Raw genomic sequence first — 21526 nt, 5'->3', positions numbered from 1 at the left:
AGGCCTTTCTCATTAGTACGCGCCTGCAGGCGGCGGGGGCGCCGATCCCGGCGGCGGAGGCGGCAGATAACGCTGCTGGGGCTGATAAGTCTGATACGGCTGCTGCGTCTGCATGCGGCCCGCGACCGGAATGCGGTTGCCGTTCGCATACATGCACTGGAGGTAGGCGTAGTCGTAACGGCGCTGCACATCCCACGCCGAACCCTGCGCGTTACCCATGCCCACGGCGCTGCCGGCGAGCAGACCCGCACCCGCGCCGATGGCCGCGCCCTGGCCGCCGCCGAACGCAGCGCCAGCGGCTGCGCCAAGCGCGGTCCCCACCACGGCGCTGCCCACTGCCGAGTTGGTGGCCGCCTGGTTGGTGGACACGCCGCCGGTTTGCTGGAAGGCAAACTGGCGGCAGTTGTAGTCGTCGTTGCGGAACTGGTCGAAGCTCTTGCCGGTGCCAGGCAGCGCCATCACGCTCGGTCCCGTCGGCACCACGGCGCACGCGCTCACGAGGCCAGCCGCGGCGAGCAGTGCGAAATAAGTCGGTTTCATGTGCGGTTCAATCTCGTCAATCAGTTCGACGGCGCAGGTTGGGCCGGCACCGAGCGCCAGCCCGACGAGCACTGCTTCACGTACGGGTAATAGGTTTTGGACGCATCGCAGTAGTACCAGGTGTCACTGTTTTCGCTGGCGCTGGGCGAATCGGCCGGCCCTGGCTGGCCACTACCCTGGTAGTTGCCTTGATAATTGCCTTGATAATTACCTGCGGATGTTTGCGGCTGTCCTTGCTCGACGTAGTCCGGCGCTTCGGGCGGCGGCGCGACGATCACGGGCGGCGGCGGTCCCCAGTAGTACGGCACGGGTGCAACCGGGTAGTAATAAGGCACACCGCCGCCAATGAAGACGCCGACGCGCGCCGCCTGCGCCGCGCCACTCGCACAGGCGATGGCAGCAAGCGCGGCAGCCCCAAGTATCAATTTCGACCTTCTCACAACGTTCTCCAGAACGGATGGGTTCGGGCAATCGGGCTGGCGGACGGAGTCCCGCACGGTCGCGCCCTTGCATCTTCCAACGCTAAGCCATCGTAGACCGCAAGGCAATTACGGGAGTTGCGCTGTTTTTTCGAGTTGTTACAGCGGCAAGAGAACCAGGGCATGGCGGCGCGGCGCGGCGTGGCGAACGGCGCGCAAGCTGCGGCTTCGTGGCGCGATCCATCGGTATCGTGCTTCCGCCTGCTCGAAAAGGACCGAATTCGCGCGGCAGTGTCTTGTAATAATTGGACATGGTGATGTCCCTCGCGATGCAGCGTAACGGCAACGCGCCTCCACGGTTTGCGATTTGCATATTCGCGTTCGGTCAGCCCGAACAGTCGTATTCCGTGCTTTATGTTCCGGATAGTGAATTTGTCACTAGTCGACGATGGCCTTTATTGAAACTACAGCCTGCGAATTGCAGCGCCGACATACAAAGCATTGCGGCGCGAGCGAATTTTTGACCCTATATTTTCACCGTATGCCATTTTCCTGGAAATTATTGAAATCGAATAAAAATCGCTCCACGTCGAGGCGCGAAAATACGGGCGCGAGAACGTTTGCCTTAGAGAAAACCCCTGGTCAAGCCCTATACTGACCGGGCCGTTATAGCGTTGGTAGGGAAAGCCGGTTTATTGGCGATGGATTCCATGTCTTAAAACGATTCGGCGAGACCGAACGGTATTAAATACATTACAAAATGCACTGAGAGAGCGCCTGCAATGAAAGCAATGGCTTGCAGGCCTTACGCGTGATATCGCCCGAATAGCGACGTCTCGCGAACCACAAAACTACGAGGGAAAACAATGGAACATTCGACGCCGGACCGTGAGCTCGAACTGGTCGAGCTGAGCGCGGTAAGTGCCGCATTGAACCGGGTGCAGGCAGTGATCGAATTCGATCTGCAGGGCATCATCCTGCACGCCAACGATAATTTTCTGAAGACGCTCGGCTACACGCTGGAAGAAGTGCGCGGCAAGCACCACCGGATGTTCTGTGATCCTGAATATGCCTGCAGCGAGACATATCGCCAGTTCTGGGAACGTCTTGGTCGCGGCGAATTCGACCGTGGCGAATACCGGCGCGTGGCGCGCGACGGCCGCGAGATCTGGATCAACGCCTCGTATAACCCGGTGCTGGACAAGGAAGGCCGCGCTTACAAAATCATCAAGTTCGCCACCGACATCACCCAGGCCAAGCAGGAGCACGCCGAATCCGCCGGACGTTTGCGCGCGATCGACAAGGCCCAGGCCGTGATCGAATTCGATACGAGCGGCATCGTGCTGCAGGCGAACCAGAATTTTCTCGACACCCTTGGCTATCGTCTCGATGAAATCCAGGGCAAGCATCACCGCATGTTCTGCGAAGAAACCTATGTGGCCGCGCCCGAATACCGCGAGTTCTGGGCCAAGCTCAATCGCGGCGAATACGATATGGGCCGCTACAAGCGCATCGGCAAGGGCGGCCGCGTGGTGTGGATCCAGGCGACCTACAACCCGATCTTCGACATGAACGGCCGTCTCTACAAGGTCGTGAAGTTCGCCAACGACGTGACCGCGCAGGTCGAACTGGAAGAGAGCGTCAAGCGCCGCGCCGAAGACGATCAGCGCAAGGTCGAAAAGCTGCTCGAAACCGTGCGCAAAGCAGCGGCAGGGGACCTGTCCGGCGAAGTGGAGGTGCAGGGCGATGAGCCGATCGACCAGCTCGCTGCCGGGATCAAGAGCATGATGAGCGACCTCGCGGGCGTGATCGGCAAGGTGGTGGAGTCGGCGGGCACGTTCAAGGATTCATCGCAGGACATCGCGGCGCGCGCGGATACCGTCGCGGGCGGCGCACAGCTACTGGGTGCGACCGTCGAGGAAATGAACGCCTCGATCGAAGAACTGACCGCCTCGATCAATTCGATCGCCGATAACTCGCGCGGCGCCGACCAGCTCGCCAAGGACACGCAGCAGGAAGCGGAGCGCGGCTCGAAGGCCGTTACGCGCTCGATCGAAGCGATGGAGCTGATCAACCGCTCGTCGGAAGATATCGGCGAAATCATCAAGGTTATTGGCGAGATCGCCAGCCAGACCAATCTGCTTGCTTTCAACGCGGCAATCGAAGCCGCGCGCGCGGGCGAGCACGGCCTGGGCTTCTCGGTGGTCGCCGACGAAGTGCGCAAGCTCGCGGAGCGCTCCTCGCAGGCAACCAAGGAAATCTCCAAGCTCATCAACGAGTCGGTCAAGCGCGTGGCGCAAGGCAGCGAAATATCGAAACAGGCTGGCGAAGCGTTCGAGCGCATCCTGAGCGGCGTGAGCCGCACCACCCAGGCGATCTCCGAAATTTCCTGCGGCGCGGACGAGCAATTGATCGCTGCGCGCGAAGTGGCCGCGGCGATCCAGCAGGTCGCCGAGGAGACCGAGAAGTCGGCCGGCGCTTGCGACACCATTGCCCGTGCGGCGGCCACCCTCAAGGGCGGCGCCGAAGGCCTCGACAAGACGGTGGCGCGCTTCGTTGTCTGACGCCCGGGGAGCACGGCAATGGATATCGATAAGGATGTCGAGGCATCGGTGCAGCGTGCGCTGATCGAACAGGTGCGCCGTCATACCGGCATCGCCATGAACGAGCGCAAGTGGACCATGCTCAAGGGCCGCTTGCGCCGCCGCGTGATGGCGCTCGGCCTGCCGGACTATCGCGACTATCTTCAGGTGCTCGATACGAGCAGCGAGGAAGTGCGCGATTTCATCGACCTCGTGACGACGAACGAGACCTCGTTCTTTCGCACGCCGCGCATCTGGGAATACCTTGCGCAGTCGTTTCTGCCGCAGTGGTACGCGGCGCATGCGGGCACGCCGTTGCGCGTGTGGTCGGCCGCGGCGTCGAGCGGCGAGGAAGCCTGGACCACGGCCATGCTGTGCGAAGAGTTTCGTGCGCGCGAGGCGGCGTTTCGTTACGCCATCGTCGGCACGGATATTTCGGACGGCATTTTAGCCAGTGCGCGGGCCGGCAGCTACCAGGGCCGCAGCATCGAGGGCCTGCGCGCCAACCATCCCGCGCTGCTGCAAAAGTGGTTCCGCAGCGAAGGCGCGCGGGCGACGGTCAACGATGCGCTGCGCACGCACGTCTCGTTTCGGCAGCACAACCTCTATAGCGTGCCGCGCGAACTGGGCCAGTTCGATCTGGTTCTGCTGCGCAATGTGCTGATCTATTTCGATCTCGACGGGCAACAGGCAGTGCTTGCCAATGTGCGCCGCGCGATGAAGCCGGATGCGATTCTGATCGTCGGCGAGTCGGAGTCGCTCAGCCGCGTCTCTACGGGTTTTACGTTCGAGCAACCGCTGATTTATCGCATCGGCGATCACCGTGAGGAGCGCGACCATGAGCACGCGTGACCTGCAGGTGAGGATGTGCGAGCTCGCGGTGAGCAGCGGCGGCGATGCGCGCGTGCTGCGCGCGACCTTGGGGTCGTGCGTGGGCATCGGGCTGTTGTGGCGTGCGCGCGGCACGTATGGTCTCGCGCATTGCCTCTTGCCGCAGCCGGTCGGACACTCGCGCTACGCGGTGCCCGGTGCGCAACTCGGCAACGGCGCCAAGTACGTGATCGATGCGTTGCCCGCGCTGATTTCGATGATGGGCGCGCAAAGCGCGCCCGACGGTGAAATCGAAGCCGTGCTCGCGGGCGGGGCCAATATGATGCAGCACCGCACCACGCTGCACGAGCCGATCGGCGACCTCAACGTGCGTATGGCCCAGCAGGTGCTGGCGGGGGCAGGCGTGCGCGTCGTGCATATGGACGTGGGCGGCGAGTGCGGGCGGCAACTCACCATCGACAGCGAACAGCCGCATTACGCGGTGCGCCGTTTTTCGCGCCCGACTTGACCGGCGCTCAGTGTACGCAATTTGCACGCATACGCGCACTATCTCGGCATCACAACGCGCAACTCAAACGGAGCTTGACGATGAATCATCGTTCGCTGGCCGGCGCCGGCCAGCTTGAGCTATACGGGTCGTTTCATCTGGCGGGAACGGAACTCGCGCTGCCCGTGACCGCGCTTCAGGAAGTGGTCAATCATCCCGGTACGCTCACGCCCGTGCCGCTCGCGCCGCCGTATCTGCTCGGCCTGTTCAATCTGCGCGGCACGCTCATTCCGGTGGTCGATCTGCGCCAGCTATTGAATCTGCCGGCTGAAGTCGCGACGGGCGTGCGCAAGATCGCCATCGTCGAAACAGCGCATGCGCGCGTGGGCCTGCAATTCGACGCCACCGGCGAAATCCTGCGGGTGCCAAAGGATCAGGTGATCTCCATCGAAACGGTGGAGGGCAGCGCGCCTTCGGCAATCGGCGCGGTGCTGAAACTCGACGGCGGCGAGCGCATTTTGCAGGTGCTTTCCGCCGCCGCGCTGCTGCAACTGCGTGACGTGCCGCATCTCGCCGAGCCGGTTGCGCGCACAACCGAACGACGTGTCCAGCAGGGGCAGCGCCGCCAGAACGTCTCGTTCAAGGTGGGCGGCACGGCGCTGGCATTGCCGATGGGCGCGATTCAGGAAATCATCCGCGTGCCGGCTTTGCAGCACTCGCCGTTCGCCGACGATGTTTGCATCGGCATGCTCAATCTGCGCGGGGCGACCGTTCCGGTGCTGGACTTCGGGCGCTTTCTGGGTTTTGCGCGTGCGCCCGATTGCGAAGTCCTTGCCGATGAGCGTCGCATTGTCGTCCTGCATCGCGACGAGCTTTACTTCGGACTGCTGGTGGACGAGGTGGCGAGCATCGTCGCCTATCGCGACGACCAGATTCTGCCGATGCCGTCCTACGGTGCCGAACACCGCTCGCTGTTTGCCGGTTATCTGGCTAGCGACGGCGTGGCGGGCGTGCTGCTGGTGAGCGCCGATGCGCTCTATGAGAACTCGCGCATCGCGGCGGTGGCGGCAGGCCATCGGGACCTCTATCGCAAGGCCACGGAGGCCGCCACGGCTGCGCAAAAGCGCGGCAACGGCACGCGCCAGACCATTGTGACGTTCCGTATCGGCCAGTTGGTGGGCGTGCGCATTACCGAGTTGCGCGAGGTGATCGATTATCGCGACGACATCGTCAGGACGCCGGGATTGCCGCCATTCGTGCGCGGCGTGCTGAATCTGCGCGGCAAGATCGTGACGTTGATCGATGTGCGCGCCATGTATGCGATGCCGCCTTACGAAGACCTCGTGCGCGCAAAGATTCTGATTGTCGAGCACAACGGCGAGAAGTACGGCCTGCTGGTCGATTCGGTCGAGGACATCGTCACGCTCAAGGGTGGCGCGCAACTGACGATGCCCACCATGCTCACACGCGGCGCGGGCGTCAACGTACGCAGCGACATGCGCGAAGCCGTGGAATTGCCGGGGCAAGGCACGCTGATGCTCCTCGATCCCGTTTCGGTATGCGAGCGTGTGGCGATGGAAGCAGCGGCAGCCTGAGCGTTCTTCAGGTCTCTTACGCTTCCAGAGCGAGCGTGGCAAAAGAGGCGAGCCAGTGCTCGCCCATATAGTCACCCGCAACGTGCGCGAGCGCGGTATCCAGATGCATTTGCGCCGCTTCCTGTAGCACCTTGATGCGCGTGTCGCCTTCGGGCAGCACGCGGGCGAGCGTGCGCTGGCACCATGCGCGGCTCAGGTTCAATCCATCGAGATGCGCGATCTTGCCGTCGCTGCGGTCGGTGACGGTGGCGGGCAGGAATAGCGTGGCGGGCTCGCGCCCGGAAAGCGTCGGCAGAAAGCGCGCAAACCATGCGGCAAATTCATCGACGCCCATCACGCGGCTCATCAACACCGCCTCCATCAGCGCGGGTGAAAGGAATTCGTCGCCCGAAGGCTCCCACGCCTGGCAATTCGCATCGCGTTCGTACCAACGACGCGCCGTAGATTCAATCAGCTTTGCTAATGAATCGCGCTGGGTCAGCCGGGCGAAATCCAGCGCCAGCGTGAGCGCGAACGCCGTGTTGAAATGCGTACCCACGCGCAGCGGATAAGTCGCCTTCGGCAAGAATTCCTCGAATCGTTCAACGAACGCCTCGGTGAGCGGCGTGAGCGTGTGCGACCAGCGCGCGGCTTGCGGCGTCTGCATGCCGTGCAGTTGTCCAGCGAGCGCGAGTAGCCATGCCCAGCCATAGGGGCGCTCGAAGCCCCGGTTGTGCGGCAGGTCGAGATAGGCGCGCTCGCCGGCCATTTTCTCGTCGGTGAAATGCTCGTCGATTACGGCGACGATGCGCGGCGCTTCGGGCAAATCCGGGAAGCGCGCAAGAAGATGCGCGACCAGCCAATAGCCATGCACGCACGAATGCCAGTCATAGCTGCCGTAGAACACGGGATGCAGCGCGCGCGGCCCCAGCACGTCCTGCGGCCCGGCTAGCGAATGCGTGAGCTTGTTCGGATATTCGCGCGTCAGATGCGCGAGTGCGAGCGAGGCGAAGCGTGAGGCAAGCGTGGCGGTAAGCGTGCTGTGCATGGCGTCGGCATCGGTGGATGCGTGGATGAAAACGCCTGCCAGCTTAGCGCGAAATCAGCTTTGACATTTCGCGGGCGGTCTCAATCGCGCTCCGATACTCCCGGCTTGCGGGGCGCACGCTCGCGCGCGAGGCGTTGCATCGCTTCGCCCACGTCCTGGCTGAACTGCGCCAGCGCCGCCAGTTCGAGATTGGGCGGTTGCAGCGCGCTCCAGAGCACATCGGCAAGCTGCTCTGCTGTAGCGTCGATATCCGTGCGGCGGTTCGCAAGCGTTGCGTCCCACAACACGTGTTCCATCGGCCCGAACACGAGCGAGCGCAGCAGGCGCAGCGGCATATCGTTGCGGATCTGCCCGCATTCCTGACCGCGCGCGAGCACGCGCATGAGCGGCGCGGTGTAGCGCCGCTGCATTTCCATGAGCGCCTCGCTCAGATCGTGATGGCGCGTGCGCCCTTCGGAAAGCACCAGTTCGCAGATGCCGGTGCCGCTCTCCAGCATCAATTGCAGATGCATGCGCACGATAAAGCCGAACTGCTGGCGCACCGTTGCGTCGCGCGGCAAGCCGGATTCGATCGCCTCGATCGATTCGTCATACCAGTCGCCGATCACCCGTGCGCACAGTTCGCGCTTGCCGCGGAAATAGCTGAACACCGTGGCTTCGGAGATGCCCAGTCGTTGCGCAATCTCGGCCGTGGTGGCGCGCGCGTAGCCCTTTTCGGAGAAGACCGCGCGGCCTGCCTCGAGAATTTCCTTCACGCGCTGCTGGGACTTGCGCCCGGCGGGTTCGCGGCGCGAGGCGGGCAGAAGGGTGGGAGGGGCGGCTGACATTCTGAGTGAGGTTCAGTTAAAGACGGGATTCGTGCCGATTATGCACCAGGAGAATCGCTTTGCGAGGCATTTTCCAAGGCTTCTATCCCGGCATGGCGCAAATCTGAGCGTTACTCAAAAATATCTATTGACGTTAACGTAAATGTGGCGTGAAATGTGTCCCCGAGGGGCCGCCACGAGCAGCCGCAGCCTGCGCGTTCAACGCCCGAGCCGACAAAGGAGACAACAGATGAGCAACGTACCCGGTTTGCAGTTCCCGCTTGGCGAAGAAATCGAAATGCTGCGTGACAGCATCGCCAATTTCGCGGCAAATGAAATCGCGCCGCGCGCCGGCGAGATCGACCGCACCGACCAGTTCCCCATGGACCTGTGGCGCAAATTCGGCGATCTGGGTGTGCTTGGCATGACGGTGTCGGAGGAATACGGCGGCGCGGGCATGGGCTACACCGCGCATATGGTCGCGATGGAGGAAATATCGCGCGCCTCGGCGTCGGTCGGGCTTTCGTATGGCGCGCATTCGAACCTCTGCGTGAACCAGATCCATCGCAATGGCACGGAGGCGCAAAAGCGCAAATACCTGCCCAAACTGGTTTCCGGCGAACATGTCGGCGCGCTCGCGATGAGCGAGCCGAACGCGGGCTCGGACGTCGTCAGCATGAAGCTGCGCGCCGATAAAAAGGGCGATAAATACGTGCTCAACGGCACGAAAATGTGGATCACCAACGGCCCGGATTGCGACACGCTGGTGGTCTACGCAAAGACCGATCTCGAAGCGGGCGCGAAGGGCATCACGGCCTTCATCGTCGAAAAGGGCATGAAGGGCTTTTCCGTGGCGCAGAAGCTCGACAAACTGGGCATGCGCGGCTCGCATACGGGCGAACTCGTGTTTCAGGACGTGGAAGTGCCGGAGGAAAACATCCTCGGCCAACTCAACGGCGGCGTGAAGGTGCTCATGAGCGGCCTGGACTACGAGCGCGCCGTGCTCGCGGGCGGCCCCACGGGCATCATGGCCGCAGTCATGGACGCGGTCGTGCCGTATATCCATGAGCGCAAGCAGTTCGGCCAGGCCATCGGCGAATTCCAGCTTATCCAGGGCAAGGTCGCGGATCTCTACACCACCTACCAGGCGTGCCGCGCGTATCTCTACGCGGTCGGTCGCCAACTGGATACGCTCGGCAAGGAACACGTGCGCCAGGTGCGCAAGGACTGCGCGGGCGTGATTCTCTATACCGCCGAAAAGGCCACGTGGATGGCCGGCGAAGCAATCCAGATTCTGGGCGGCAACGGCTATATCAACGAGTATCCCGTGGGGCGTCTCTGGCGCGACGCGAAGCTCTACGAAATCGGCGCGGGCACGAGCGAGATTCGCCGCATGTTGATCGGTCGCGAACTGTTCGCGGAAACGGCGTAAAGCCAGCATAAAGCCAGAATAAAGCCAGAACGTTGCGAGGACAACGAGATGCCGATCATCGAAACCAAACTCAACCCGCGCTCGGACGACTTCAAGACCAACGCCGCCGCGCTCGAAGCGCTGGTTGCCGATCTGCGCGAAAAAATCCAGAAGCTTTCGCTGGGCGGCGGCGAAGCCGCGCGCGACAAGCACGTTTCGCGCGGCAAACTGCTGCCGCGTGAGCGCATCGCGCAACTGCTCGATCCGGGCACGCCTTTTCTGGAGCTTTCGCAACTGGCCGCCTATGGCATGTATAACGACGATGCGCCGGGCGCAGGCGTTATCACGGGCATCGGGCGCATTGCGGGTCAGGAGTGCGTGATCGTCTGCAACGACGCGACGGTCAAGGGCGGCACGTACTATCCCGTCACGGTCAAGAAGCACGTGCGCGCGCAGGAAATCGCGCAAGAGAATCGCTTGCCCTGCGTCTATCTGGTCGATTCGGGCGGAGCGAACCTGCCGAATCAGGACGATGTCTTCCCCGATCGCGATCACTTTGGCCGCATCTTCTACAACCAGGCCAATCTCTCGGCGCAAGGCATTCCGCAGATCGCCGTGGTGATGGGATCGTGTACAGCGGGCGGCGCCTATGTGCCCGCGATGAGCGACGAATCTATCATCGTCAAGAACCAGGGCACGATTTTTCTGGGTGGACCGCCGCTCGTCAAAGCCGCGACGGGTGAAGAAGTCAGCGCCGAAGACCTCGGCGGCGGCGACGTGCATACGCGCCTTTCCGGCGTGGCCGATCATCTCGCACAGAACGATGCGCACGCGCTGGCCATCGCGCGTTCCATCGTCGGCAATCTGAATCGCACGAAGGTGCCCCCGGTCGCGCTGCGCGAACCGCTGCCGCCGCGCTACGACGCAAAGAGCCTGTATGGCGTGATTCCTGTCGATACGCGCAAGCCTTTCGACGTGCGGGAGGTGATCGCGCGCATCGTCGACGATTCGGCGTTCGACGAATTCAAGGCCCGCTACGGCACCACGCTCGTGACCGGCTTCGCGCATATCTGGGGCCATCCGGTCGGCATCGTCGCGAATAACGGCATTCTGTTTTCGGAATCGGCGCTCAAAGGCGCGCACTTCATTGAGTTGTGCGCGCAACGAAAAATCCCGCTGGTGTTCCTGCAGAACATCACGGGTTTCATGGTGGGGCGCAAGTACGAAAACGAAGGCATCGCTCGCAATGGCGCGAAGATGGTGACGGCCGTGGCGACGGCAAAAGTGCCTAAATTCACGGTCATTATCGGCGGCTCGTTCGGCGCGGGTAATTACGGCATGTGCGGTCGCGCGTATTCGCCGCGTTTCCTGTGGATGTGGCCCAACGCGCGCATTTCGGTGATGGGCGGCGAACAGGCCGCATCGGTGCTCGCTACGGTGCGCCGCGACGGCATCGAGGCGAAGGGCGGCAACTGGAGCGCGCAAGAAGAGGAAGCGTTCAAGCAGCCGATCCGCGAGCAGTACGAGCGCCAGGGCCATCCTTACTACGCGAGCGCGCGCCTGTGGGACGACGGCGTGATCGATCCGGCCCAGACGCGCGACGTGCTGGGCCTGGGTTTGTCGGCGACGATGAACGCGCCGATCGAGGATACGCGCTTTGGCGTGTTCCGCATGTAAGGCCGCGAGCGAGCAGGAGAGATCACCATGAAATATGAAACGCTCACCGTCGCGTGCGCGGAACATGTCGCCACGGTCACGCTGAACCGTCCCGACGTGCGCAACGCCTTCAACGAAACCATGATCGCCGATCTGGGGGCGGCGTTCACCGCGCTCGGCGCGCGCGACGACGTGCGTGCGATCGTGCTCGCGGCAAACGGCAAGGCCTTCTGTGCAGGTGCGGATCTGAACTGGATGCGTAAGATGGCGGGCTATTCGGACGATGAAAATCACGCCGATGCGTTGCGCCTCGCGCAGATGCTCTCGGCCATCTATCGCTGTCCTAAACCCGTGATCGCACGCGTGCATGGCGACGCCTACGCGGGCGGCATGGGTCTGGTCTGCGCGGCGGATATCGTCGTGGCGGCCGATACGGTGCACTTCTGTTTGTCCGAGGCGCGCCTTGGCCTGATGCCCGCCACCATCGCGCCCTATGTAATTCGCGCGCTGGGCGAGCAGGCTTCGCGCCGGTATTTCGTCACGGCGGAAGCTTTCGATTGCGCGACCGCGCTGCGTCTGGGCCTCGTGAGCGAAGCCGTAAGCGCAGACGAACTTGACGTCACCGTGCAGCGACTCGCCCAGGCGCTCTGCGCCAACAGCCCGAATGCGGTGCGCGAGTGCAAACAGCTGGTGCAGGACGTCGCGGGCGTGACCATCGACGACACCTTGATCGACGATACGGCGCTGCGCATTGCACGCATCCGCGCGAGCGAGGAAGGTCGCGACGGCGTGTCGTCGTTCCTTGAAAAGCGCACGCCGCTTTGGCGCGTTTGAGACCCCTAGCGAGACTCTTCATGTTCAACAAGATTCTGATCGCCAACCGGGGCGAGATTGCCTGCCGCGTCGCGGCCACCTGCCGACGACTCGGCGTCAAGAGCGTGGCCGTCTACTCGGACGCCGACGCCAACGCCAAGCACGTTGCTGCCTGCGACGAAGCCGTTCATATCGGCGAAGCGAGTGCACAGCAGAGCTATCTGCGCATCGAGCGCATCATCGCTGCCGCCAGGGCAACGGGCGCGCAAGCGATTCACCCTGGCTACGGATTTCTTTCGGAAAACGAAGATTTTGCCCGCGCCTGCGAAGCCGCTGGCATCGTTTTCATTGGTCCGCCGGTTGAAGCGATTGCGGCGATGGGCTCGAAAGCCGCGGCCAAGGCGCTGATGCACGCGGCGGCGGTGCCGCTCGTGCCCGGCTATCACGGCGACGATCAGGACGCCGCGTTGTTGCAACGCGAAGCGGACGCCATGGGCTACCCCGTGCTGCTCAAGGCCAGTGCGGGCGGTGGCGGCAAAGGCATGCGCGTGGTCGAGCGCAGCGAGGACTTCGCCGCGGCGCTGGCGTCGTGCAAGCGCGAAGCCGCGAGCAGTTTTGGCAATGATCGCGTGCTGATCGAAAAATATCTCACGCGCCCGCGTCACGTCGAGGTGCAGGTGTTCGCGGACAAACTGGGCGGCGCGGTGTATCTGTTCGACCGCGATTGCTCGGTGCAGCGCCGTCACCAGAAAGTGCTGGAAGAAGCGCCCGCTCCCGGGCTGAACGACGATGTGCGGCGCGCGATGGGGGAAGCGGCGGTTGCGGCGGCGCGCGCGGTGCAATACGTGGGCGCGGGCACGGTCGAATTCATCATGACTGGCGCGGACTTCTACTTCATGGAGATGAACACGCGCCTGCAGGTCGAGCATCCGGTGACCGAAATGATCACCGGCCTCGATCTGGTCGAATGGCAATTGCGCGTGGCGGCGGGCGAGCCGTTGCCGCTCGAACAGGCGCAACTCCAGGTAAGCGGGCATGCGCTCGAAGCGCGGATCTACGCGGAGAACCCGGCGCGCGGCTTCCTGCCTTCGACGGGCACGCTCAAGCACCTGCGCATGCCGCAAGGCGTCGAATTCCGCTTGGGCGATGCAGGCCAGCGCGCGAGCGTGCGCATCGATAGCGGCGTGCGCGAAGGCGACACCATCACGCCGTTCTACGACCCGATGATCGCCAAGCTCATCGTGCACGGCGCAACGCGCGCCGATGCGCTTGCGCGCATGCGCCGCGCGCTGGAAGAATGCGAAATCGTCGGGCCGCATACGAATGTGGAATTCCTGCATCGGCTGGTGACGAGCGAGCCGTTTGTGCATGCCGATCTCGATACCGGCCTGATCGAGCGGCATCACGATGCGCTATTCGCCGCGCAGAACAAGCCCTTGCGTGAAGCGCTCGCACTTGCTTGCGCCGCATTGATCGGGCGCGAGGGCGGTGTGGCGGCGAGTGCTTCGCCGTGGCAGTCGCTCGCGCATTGGCGCTTGAATAGCGGCTTCAAACAGACGTTTGCGTGGCGCGACGTCGAAAGCGATGCTGCGTTGTCGGTGGCGTTTTCGCAAGACGGCGCAGCGCAGACTCTCGATTGCACGGGCCGCGAAGAAGCCTATACCTGGTGGCGCGGCGCGCAGGCACCGGAATACGGCGCGACCATTGGCGACACGCACGTAACGGGGCGCGTGTTTATCGACGGCGATGTGTTTCATGTGTTCTGCCTGGGCACGGCAATAGCCTTCGAATGGCAGAACCTGTTGGCGCACGCAGCCGACGCGGAGCATGGCGAAGGCCGCCTGACCGCACCGATGCCGGGCAAGGTGATTGCCGTGCTGGTGGAGCCGGGCACGGTGGTGGAAAAGGGCACGCCGCTCATCGTCATGGAGGCGATGAAGATGGAGCATACGATCGGCGCGCCCGCAGCGGGCAAGGTCACCGAAGTGCTGTACGGCGTGGGCGACCAGGTCGCCGATGGGGCGCAACTGTTGATGCTGGAAGCCGGTTAACCATCGGCCCGGTCCTGTTCGCGCAATGCAACAGGCCCGGGTCGATCAAGCGCAAGGCCCGAAGCCACTTCAAGCCTTCACCGGCGGTGCAAACTGCAACGCCACGCCAATGCGATTCCACGCATTGATATTGGCGATGGCCGTGGTCAGAAATGCCATCTGCTCGCCGGGAAACTGCTCGGCCACTTCCCGATAGAGCGCTTCGCTCACCCCCTCGTGCAACTTCGCCGTGAGCGCTTCCGTATAGGCCAGCGCGGCTTGCTCGCGTTCGCTGAAGAACGCGCGCGCCTCGTGCCATGCCGACACCAGGTCGAGCTTTTCGCGCGCAATCGGCAGATCGCGGGCGATGTTGAGGTGGTACTGGATGCAGAACGCGCAGCCGTTGATTTGCGACGCGCGAATCTTCAGCAACTCGGTCAGCGATTTTTCAAGGCCGGAAGCATCCACGGCCTTGCTCATCGTCACGAGGCCCGCGACCACTTGCGGTGCATCGTGCGAAAACGTTTCGTAGGAAATGCGGTGTGACATGACTGGACCTCGCCTGGGTTCGGAGATAGTATCAGAGCACGAACATCATATTCGAACTCTGATATTATGCGCAATACAACGAAGCGTAAACCCAAAACCGGGCCTGAAAGCGCGGCGAATATTCCCGCGGCGGGCGAAGGCAAACGCGGCGAGAGCGGTTATATCGGCTATCTGCTGCGTCAGGCGGGCGCAGCGCAGCGTCTGCGCATGGAGCGGGCGCTGGACGATCTGGGCATCACGCCGCCGCAATTCGTGGTGTTGACCATGCTCGTCGCTTATCCGGGGGTGTCGGGAGCGGATCTCGCGCGCCTAGCGGCGCTCACGCCACAGACGGTCAGCGTGATCGTAGCGAACCTCGCGCGCAATGCCTTGATCGAGCGTCGGCCGCATCCGGTGCATGGACGCATCCAGCAGATTGAGGTGACGCAGGCGGGGCAAAGCCTGCTCAAGCAGTGCCGTGCGCGCGTGAGGAGACTGGAAGCGCAGATGCTGGAAGGCTTCGATGCCGACGAGGAGCAGGTGATTCGTCGCTGGCTCGTGGCGCTCGCCCGCGAGGACGAGGCCAATTGAGCCGCGTCAGCCGGCCTTATCTGGCCAGGGCGCAGGAATGATCCAGCAGACCTTCCGCGGTGCCCGTGCCGCCATCCAGATCCTGGGCGCTGTTGACGACGAGCCAGCCGTCGTGCGCGGTGTCGGCGCCCGCGCCGGTCACGAGGATCGTTTGCGTGGCCATGGCCTGCTGCGGGTCGAGGCTGCGCTCGACTACGCGGAAGGGATTGTCGCGATCGGTGAGGCTGGTCACGCGCGTGACGCGATAGCGCTTGCCGTCGAGCGTGGCCCAGCGCCATGAACCCGGAGCGTCGTGCCGGTACGGCGCGAGCGCATCGGCGATATCGTTGCGCATGCAATCGACGTGAATATGCAGTTGGTTCTGCGAGCGCTGCTGCGACGAGTTGATTTCGAGGCCCAGTTGCGTGGGCGTGAGCGTCATCTTGAGCTTGTCGTTCACATAGCGACCGGCGGCCCATGCGCCGGCCCAATATTCGGGCGAGCCGCCGTAGAGAATATCGGGGCTTTCGATGCCGGAAACGCGATCGGTGGGAATCAGCAGATATTGCGCGCGGCCGCTGATGTCCTTGAGCACCGCATAGCGCTTCTGGAAATCGACCGTCGTGCATGGCCCCGGTTGACCCTTGTCGCGCGCGTTCGGCACGCACTGCTCTCCCACCACTTTCCAGAGGCCGTTCGGGTCGAAGGTGGAGAGCCGCACGCAGCCCGTGGCGGCAAGCGCCGCGATCAGCGAAGCGCCCAGAGCGGCGGCAAGCGATGCGTAACGGCGTGGTGAGGAGGGCGCAGCGGCAGCGTGACGGATTCGGAACATCGGCGCGGATGGGGCGAGTGAGCTTCAGAACCGCGCGGAGCGCCGCGCGGGCTTGGCATGCTGCGGGGAGTGTAGCCGAAACTCTGTGACGCGCGCTTGATGCAGCATCATGCCGCTTCAGTGTGCACGGGCGCACCCGATGCGCGCGTATTTCCCTGGCCGGGACGAACTTGTGACGATTCAAAATAGTGCGCGCCGCACGCATCGCGTGCTCAAATCGCCCAATCAGAATCTGATCGATTACACGGGCTTTTCGCTTTATCATCGGACGATAATGGATTTTCTCGCGCAATACGACGACGGCGCACCGACGTCGCCGGGCAACGGCATCGACTGAAGACTCCCACAGAACAGCCACAAGGACACCATGACGAACAAACTGGAATTGCCGTCGCGTCTTTTGATCGACGGTCAACTGGTGGCGGGCGAAGGTCCTGCCGATGCGGTCTATAACGCGGCCACGGGCGTGCCCTTGTGCGAGATCGCGGAAGCCTCCACGGCACAGGTGGAACAGGCTGTCGCGGCCGCGCATGCCGCGTTTCCCGCATGGGCCGCCACCACGCCGCGCGAGCGCGCCGAAGCGCTGATCGAACTCGCAAGCCGCATCGAGCGTAACGCCGAGCGCTTCGCACACCTCGAATCGCTCAATTGCGGCAAGCCGTATTCCGCCGCGCTCAACGACGAAATTCCCGCAATTGCCGATGTGCTGCGCTATTTCGCGGGCGCGGCGCGCACGCAGCACGGTCTTGCAGCAGGCGAATATCTCGCGGGCCATACCAGCATGATTCGCCGCGATCCGTTGGGCGCGGTGGCGGGCATCGCGCCGTGGAATTATCCGCTGATGATGGCAGCGTGGAAGATCGGCCCGGCGCTGGCGGCGGGTAACACCGTCGTGCTCAAAAGCTCGGAACTCACGCCGCTGACCGCGCTGCTGCTGGCCGAAGCCGCCGTCGATCTGTTCCCGCGCGGCGTGCTCAATATCGTCACGGGGCGCGGCGAGAGCGTGGGCGCGCCGCTGTCCGCGCATCGCCATATTCGCCTGGTCTCAATCACGGGGGATGTGGGCACGGGCCAGAAGATCATGCAGAGCGCCGCGCAGACCGTGAAGCGCACGCATCTGGAACTGGGCGGCAAGGCGCCCGTGATCGTGCTGGCCGATGCCGACATCGCTTCGGTGGTGGAAGGCATTCGTACGTTTGGTTTTTATAACGCGGGCCAGGATTGCACGGCCGCCTGCCGCATTTACGCCGATCAGAAGGTGTACGAACGACTGGTGGCCGATCTCGCCGCAGCCGTGAAAACCATCAAACTCGGCGAGCAGCGTGATGAAGGCGTGGAAATGGGGCCGCTGATTTCGGCGCGTCAGCGCGATCGCGTGGCGGGCTTTGTCGATCGCGCGCGTGACAATGCGCATATCGAAGTGGTCGCGGGCGGTCGTGCGTGGGGCGAGCGCGGCTATTTCTACGAGCCGACCGTGATCGCCGGTGCGCGTCAAACCGATGAAATCGTGCAGCGCGAAGTGTTCGGGCCGGTCGTGTCGATTACGCCGGTGTGCGACGCCGAACAGGCGCTGGAATTCGCCAACGATTCCGAATATGGCCTGGCGAGTTCGGTGTGGACCCGGGACGTGGGCACGGCGATGCAGTTCAGTTCGCGTCTGCAATACGGCTGCACCTGGGTCAACACGCACTTCATGCTCGTGAGCGAGATGCCGCATGGCGGCTTCAAGCGCTCGGGTTATGGCAAGGATATGTCGGCGTATGCGCTGGAGGATTACACCGTGGCGCGTCACGTGATGATTCGTCACTAAGCTCGGTCCGTTCGCACCATTGAAGGCTGGCGGTGGGACGCCGAACAATGGCGCGAAATGGTTGGCGCAGTTGCGTGGGACGGTCGAAAGGCGGCGCGGCGCGTGTTGCTTTCGGCGGCGCGTCCGCTCACGCCTAGAACTGTCCCGTAATCTGGAACCCGACCGTCCAGCGTACGGTCGGGAAACCTTCAGGTTTGTAGATCGGCGTCCCTGCAAACAGGTCATACGAGACGCCGACATACTTCGTCGGCACCCCGCCACGAATGCCAATCACCGCGCCCGCCAGTTGCGTCCCCGCTAGTAACGCCGTGTTCGGCCCGAACACGCGCCCGTAGTCGATCCCCGCATATAACGTCTGTCCCGTCTGAAGGACCGGCCATTGCAGTTCGTTGCGCCAGTAGAATCCGCGTTCGGCCGCGAGCATCGATTCTCCGTCGAAGCCGCGCACGGTGTACCGGCTGCCGATGGTCAGCTCGTCGATGTAGAAAAGCGTGTCGTTGGTGAACTGGCCGTGGAATGTCGCGACGTACCGGAACGGCTGGTTCGCGATGGCGAACGGGACCGACAGGTTCGCGTCGAGCACGGCCATATGAAAGCGGTACGTCGGGCCGTCGATATACGGGTCTGGAGTCGCGCCCAAGCCGCCGATGCCCTGACGATAGGCGAGTGTGCCGTCGAACTGCGCAGCACCGAAGTAATGCCGGTCGGTCGCGCCGAACTCCAGAAACGTGTTGTTGCGCTTCTGGGTCGGTATCGTCGTGTCGTCGATGAAGCTGTCGCCGAATCGCTTCGATAGCTGCACATAGCCGCCGAGCACGTCGTTCTGCCGGGTGCAAGCGTCAGGTCCGTGCTGTTGGTCTGGAATGTGCCGCCGTTCGAATTGTCGAACGTGCCGCTCACATCGAAGCCCGTCGCCGACGCGCCATACTGCGTGATCGTGCCGCCGTGATTCACGAGGTTCGCAGCATTGAGCGATAGCTGGTTCGCTTCGACATCGCCGCTGCTGTTGTCGAGCGTCGCGCCCGTCGTCAACGTGAGAGTCGGCGCGACAATCGAGCCGCCGCTATTGGTCAGCGTTCCTGTGCTGATCGTCTCCGTTGTGCTCGCGCCGATCTGGCCGCCGTTGTTGTTCAGCGTGCCGCTGGAGAGATTCGTATCGGTGTTCGAAACCAGCTTGCCGTTCGCGTTGTTCAGCGCGCCGCCGACCGTCGCGCTCAAGCCGTTTTGCGCCGCGACTGAGCCGCCGGTATTGTTAAGCGTGGCGCCCTGTAGCGAAACCTGTCCGTTACCGGCGATCCTGCCGCCGACATTCGACAGCGCGCCCGCGCCGTTGCCTGCGTTGATCGAGAGCTTGCCGGTTCCGGCGTGCGTGATCGTGCCGCCGTCGTTGTCGAGCGTGGCCGGTGCAATCGTCAGGTCCGTGCTGTTGGTTTCAAGCGTCCCGCCCGCGGAGTTGTCGAGCATGCCGGTTACGTCGAGCGTGGTCGCGCCGGTTCCGGTCTGCGTGATGGTGCCGCCGTGATTCACCAGGTTCGCTGCGTGCAGCGTAAACTGGTCGGCGCTGGCCGTGCCGCCGCTGTTGTCGAAGGTCGATGCCGAGAGGGCAAGCGAGCCGCCCGACAGCGTGTTCGTGTTGGTAAGCGTCGTCCCGGCCGTGAGCGAAACCGCACCATTGGCAGCGAACGTGCCGCTGTTGAAGAGCGTTTGCGCGGCGCGCGCTATCAGCGTCTGCACTGCGGTAATTGAACCGGCGTTCGAAATCTGACCGGCTTGCAGATTGACGTCACCGTTGCCGCCAATACTGCCGCCCTCGCCGTTGTTGAGCAGTCCGGTCGTCGTGATTGACACGCCGTCTGCGTTAAGCGACGCAATGGTGCCGCCAGAATTGTCGAGTGACCCGCTCGACGAGGCGAGCGCGCCTGCGGCCTGCATCGTGCCGCCTTGATTGTTCGTCGCGCCCGCAACGCTTTCAGTCAGCGTGCTACCCGAAATAATTTGACCGCCGCGGTTCGATAGCGCGCCCGCCGTGAGGGTCTGCGCGCCGCCCGACGACATCGCTGCGTTATCGTTCGTCAGCGTGCCGCTCGCGCTTGCGTTGAGCGTGCCGCCTGCGGTCGTGGTCGCGCCCGACAGGTTCAGGTCGCCGCTGTTCGCAGCGAGCGATAAAGTCCCGTTAGCGGAGTTGGTCGCGCCCGCGAGATTCACCGACGCGCCGCTCACGCTCGCATTGCCGCCCGCCACATTCCGCCCGGTCGCCGTAACCGCGCCTGACGCGTTCACGTTCAGATCGCCCGACTGCGCAAGCGAACCGTCATTGTTCACGCCCGCCGCGAGCGTGCCGGTTGAACTGACTGAACCGGCGCTTGCAATCGTGTTCTGCTGCGCGGCAACCGTGCCGCTGTTGGTCAGCGCGCCGGACGTAGTCAGGCTAACGTTCTGCTGCGCGTAGGTCGTCCCCGTATTGTCGATGCCGCCAGTTGCGTTCGCAACGATATTGCCGCTTGCATTCGTCTGGCCCGCGAGTACGAGCTTGCCCGCCGATGTCAGCACGAGGTCGCCCGCCTGCGCCGCCGTGACGCCCTTGAGCGACACCCCGACGCCTGCCTCCGTGCCGACGAGCACGATGCGATTGGCGTACATGCCGCCGAGATTGCTCACGTCAATGGAGACACCCGGCGCTGCACCATCGCCCGCAATGGGCGTGGCGTTGAGTGTGTTGTAGTCGACGCTGTTCGCGCCAGTCACGACATTCAGGTTCGTCTTCGCGTAGATCGCGGCGTTGGCCTGCACGGCGCGCGAGAGCAGATCGACCTGATCCACGCCCGACGCATTCAGACCTGCGCCGCTGATCGCGATATTCCCGCCTGTGATATTGAAGCCCGACAGCGATCCGTCCGCCGCATAGTTCGGCGTACCGGTGGTCAGCGTTGCGCGACTCGTGTTGATGAACGTGCCGCCATTGACGGAAATCCCCGAAGGATTGGCCAGAATCACGTTCGCCCGCTGGCCCGCGACTTCGAGCGCGCCATTGAACTGCGATGCGTTCGCGCTGTTGACCTGGTTGACGATGACCCTGGCAGCCTGTCCCGGCGCGAAGTTCGGATTGCCGTTAATCATCCCGCCGAGTTGCGACTGAACCATCGTCGGCGAGTTGTTCAGGATCGCGCCTTTCGACTGCACGTCGAACCGGTTGTAGGTATTGACCGAAACGCCAGCCCCGGACGCACGGTTAATGTTTACCTGGTCGATCCCGTTGGGCGCCTGGATAACGTTCGGCGCGTGCGCGCCGCCCGCAACGATCTGCGCGAACGACAGCATGGGCGCAAGCGCAATCAATGCAGCAGGAAGGAGACGACGCAACGAGGGTCGAAGACCAGACGGACTTGAGGCGCGCACGGCTGCCCGTGCTTCCCCCGTCTTGCCTACTGCCGTTGCCGTTTCTTCGACGGCGACCAGCATATTGCGCGCGCAACTAAAGACCAGCCTGTAACTGCGATTCATCACACCCAACCCCGGAGAACGTTTATTCCTGGATTCTTACCGCGTAAGGATTTGCAATGTGTCAAGGAACGTCACGTCTCACCATCTT

17 protein-coding genes and 2 pseudogenes are annotated in these 21526 nt (G+C 63.3%); 11 read left to right on the top strand and 8 right to left on the bottom strand.

The genetic code is table 11. The annotated features are described in order from the left end of the window. Nucleotides 1–12: 12 nt before the first annotated feature. Nucleotides 13–540 carry a YMGG-like glycine zipper-containing protein gene (locus F4827_RS09600; RefSeq protein ID WP_183732084.1) on the bottom strand — a complete coding sequence of 176 codons (528 nt, stop codon included), beginning with the start codon at nucleotides 538–540 and terminating at the stop codon, nucleotides 13–15. A 20-nt stretch (nucleotides 541–560) separates the two neighbouring features. After that, complete coding sequence (locus F4827_RS09595; protein ID WP_183732087.1) at nucleotides 561–980, bottom strand: hypothetical protein; 420 nt, start codon at nucleotides 978–980, stop codon at nucleotides 561–563. 845 nt (nucleotides 981–1825) lie between these two features. Here F4827_RS09595 and F4827_RS09590 point away from each other — a divergent pair. The 4 genes from F4827_RS09590 (at nucleotide 1826) to F4827_RS09575 (ending at nucleotide 6454) form a co-directional block, all read left to right on the top strand. Continuing rightward, nucleotides 1826–3523 carry a methyl-accepting chemotaxis protein gene (locus F4827_RS09590; protein WP_183732090.1) on the top strand — a complete coding sequence of 566 codons (1698 nt, stop codon included), beginning with the start codon at nucleotides 1826–1828 and terminating at the stop codon, nucleotides 3521–3523. A gap of 18 nt (nucleotides 3524–3541) precedes the next feature. Beyond that, nucleotides 3542–4393: a protein-glutamate O-methyltransferase CheR gene (locus tag F4827_RS09585; RefSeq protein ID WP_183732093.1), complete on the top strand. Its 852-nt coding sequence runs from the start codon at nucleotides 3542–3544 to the stop codon at nucleotides 4391–4393. Continuing rightward, nucleotides 4380–4880, top strand: coding sequence for a chemotaxis protein CheD (locus F4827_RS09580; RefSeq protein ID WP_183732096.1), 501 nt, complete (start codon nucleotides 4380–4382; stop codon nucleotides 4878–4880). Before F4827_RS09585 ends, F4827_RS09580 begins: the two co-directional genes overlap by 14 nt. 80 nt (nucleotides 4881–4960) lie before the next feature. Beyond that, nucleotides 4961–6454: a chemotaxis protein CheW gene (locus F4827_RS09575; protein ID WP_183732099.1), complete on the top strand. Its 1494-nt coding sequence runs from the start codon at nucleotides 4961–4963 to the stop codon at nucleotides 6452–6454. A gap of 16 nt (nucleotides 6455–6470) precedes the next feature. Here F4827_RS09575 and F4827_RS09570 read toward each other — a convergent pair whose 3' ends face one another. Further along, nucleotides 6471–7481, bottom strand: a complete 1011-nt coding sequence (locus F4827_RS09570; protein WP_183732103.1) for a DUF2891 domain-containing protein — start codon at nucleotides 7479–7481, stop codon at nucleotides 6471–6473. Nucleotides 7482–7561: 80 nt separating this feature from the next. Beyond that, complete coding sequence (locus tag F4827_RS09565) at nucleotides 7562–8308, bottom strand: TetR/AcrR family transcriptional regulator (RefSeq protein WP_183732106.1); 747 nt, start codon at nucleotides 8306–8308, stop codon at nucleotides 7562–7564. 229 nt (nucleotides 8309–8537) lie between these two features. Here F4827_RS09565 and F4827_RS09560 point away from each other — a divergent pair, with 229 nt between their 5' ends. From F4827_RS09560 to F4827_RS09545, 4 genes are read left to right on the top strand one after another with little or no spacing between them, the layout of a single operon-like run. Then, the gene (locus F4827_RS09560; protein ID WP_183732111.1) at nucleotides 8538–9719 is read left to right on the top strand and encodes an isovaleryl-CoA dehydrogenase; all 1182 of its coding nucleotides are present in this window, start codon (nucleotides 8538–8540) and stop codon (nucleotides 9717–9719) included. 48 nt (nucleotides 9720–9767) lie between these two features. Next, entirely contained in the window at nucleotides 9768–11375 is a 1608-nt protein-coding gene (locus F4827_RS09555) for a carboxyl transferase domain-containing protein (protein ID WP_183732114.1), read from the top strand. 27 nt (nucleotides 11376–11402) lie between these two features. Next, complete coding sequence (locus F4827_RS09550) at nucleotides 11403–12188, top strand: enoyl-CoA hydratase/isomerase family protein (RefSeq protein ID WP_183732117.1); 786 nt, start codon at nucleotides 11403–11405, stop codon at nucleotides 12186–12188. Between the two features lie 20 nt (nucleotides 12189–12208). Beyond that, entirely contained in the window at nucleotides 12209–14218 is a 2010-nt protein-coding gene (locus F4827_RS09545; RefSeq protein WP_183732119.1) for an acetyl/propionyl/methylcrotonyl-CoA carboxylase subunit alpha, read from the top strand. Between the two features lie 69 nt (nucleotides 14219–14287). Here the strand turns inward: F4827_RS09545 and F4827_RS09540 are convergent, their stop codons facing one another. Beyond that, nucleotides 14288–14746, bottom strand: coding sequence for a carboxymuconolactone decarboxylase family protein (locus F4827_RS09540; protein ID WP_183732122.1), 459 nt, complete (start codon nucleotides 14744–14746; stop codon nucleotides 14288–14290). 66 nt (nucleotides 14747–14812) lie between these two features. Here F4827_RS09540 and F4827_RS09535 point away from each other — a divergent pair, with 66 nt between their 5' ends. After that, on the top strand, nucleotides 14813–15316 hold the full coding sequence (locus F4827_RS09535) for a MarR family winged helix-turn-helix transcriptional regulator (protein ID WP_183732125.1): 504 nt from the start codon (nucleotides 14813–14815) through the stop codon (nucleotides 15314–15316). 16 nt (nucleotides 15317–15332) lie between these two features. On the opposite strand, the gene F4827_RS09530 is transcribed toward F4827_RS09535, so the two are convergent. Continuing rightward, nucleotides 15333–16127, bottom strand: a complete 795-nt coding sequence (locus tag F4827_RS09530) for a CDP-diacylglycerol diphosphatase (protein ID WP_183732128.1) — start codon at nucleotides 16125–16127, stop codon at nucleotides 15333–15335. 172 nt (nucleotides 16128–16299) lie between these two features. Here F4827_RS09530 and F4827_RS09525 point away from each other — a divergent pair, with 172 nt between their 5' ends. Both F4827_RS09525 and F4827_RS09520 read left to right on the top strand, forming a co-directional pair. After that, a complete protein-coding gene (locus F4827_RS09525; RefSeq protein WP_183732131.1) occupies nucleotides 16300–16464 on the top strand; it encodes a hypothetical protein in 165 nt (54 codons plus the stop codon). 30 nt (nucleotides 16465–16494) lie between these two features. After that, complete coding sequence (locus tag F4827_RS09520) at nucleotides 16495–17937, top strand: gamma-aminobutyraldehyde dehydrogenase (protein WP_221303639.1); 1443 nt, start codon at nucleotides 16495–16497, stop codon at nucleotides 17935–17937. 133 nt (nucleotides 17938–18070) lie between these two features. On the opposite strand, the pseudogene F4827_RS09515 reads toward F4827_RS09520, so the two are convergent. After that, a pseudogene (locus F4827_RS09515) lies at nucleotides 18071–18763 on the bottom strand (ShlB/FhaC/HecB family hemolysin secretion/activation protein); the annotation flags it as partial. Beyond that, a pseudogene (locus tag F4827_RS09510) lies at nucleotides 18763–21438 on the bottom strand (filamentous hemagglutinin N-terminal domain-containing protein); the annotation flags it as partial. The pseudogenes F4827_RS09510 and F4827_RS09515, both read right to left, overlap by 1 nt. Between the last annotated feature and the right edge of the window lie 88 nt (nucleotides 21439–21526).

This window comes from Paraburkholderia bannensis, from assembly GCF_014200455.1.
GTDB classification, from domain to species: domain Bacteria; phylum Pseudomonadota; class Gammaproteobacteria; order Burkholderiales; family Burkholderiaceae; genus Paraburkholderia; species Paraburkholderia bannensis_A.
The sequence above is the reverse complement of the archived record's forward strand: the minus strand, read 5'-3'. Positions and strand labels throughout refer to the sequence as shown.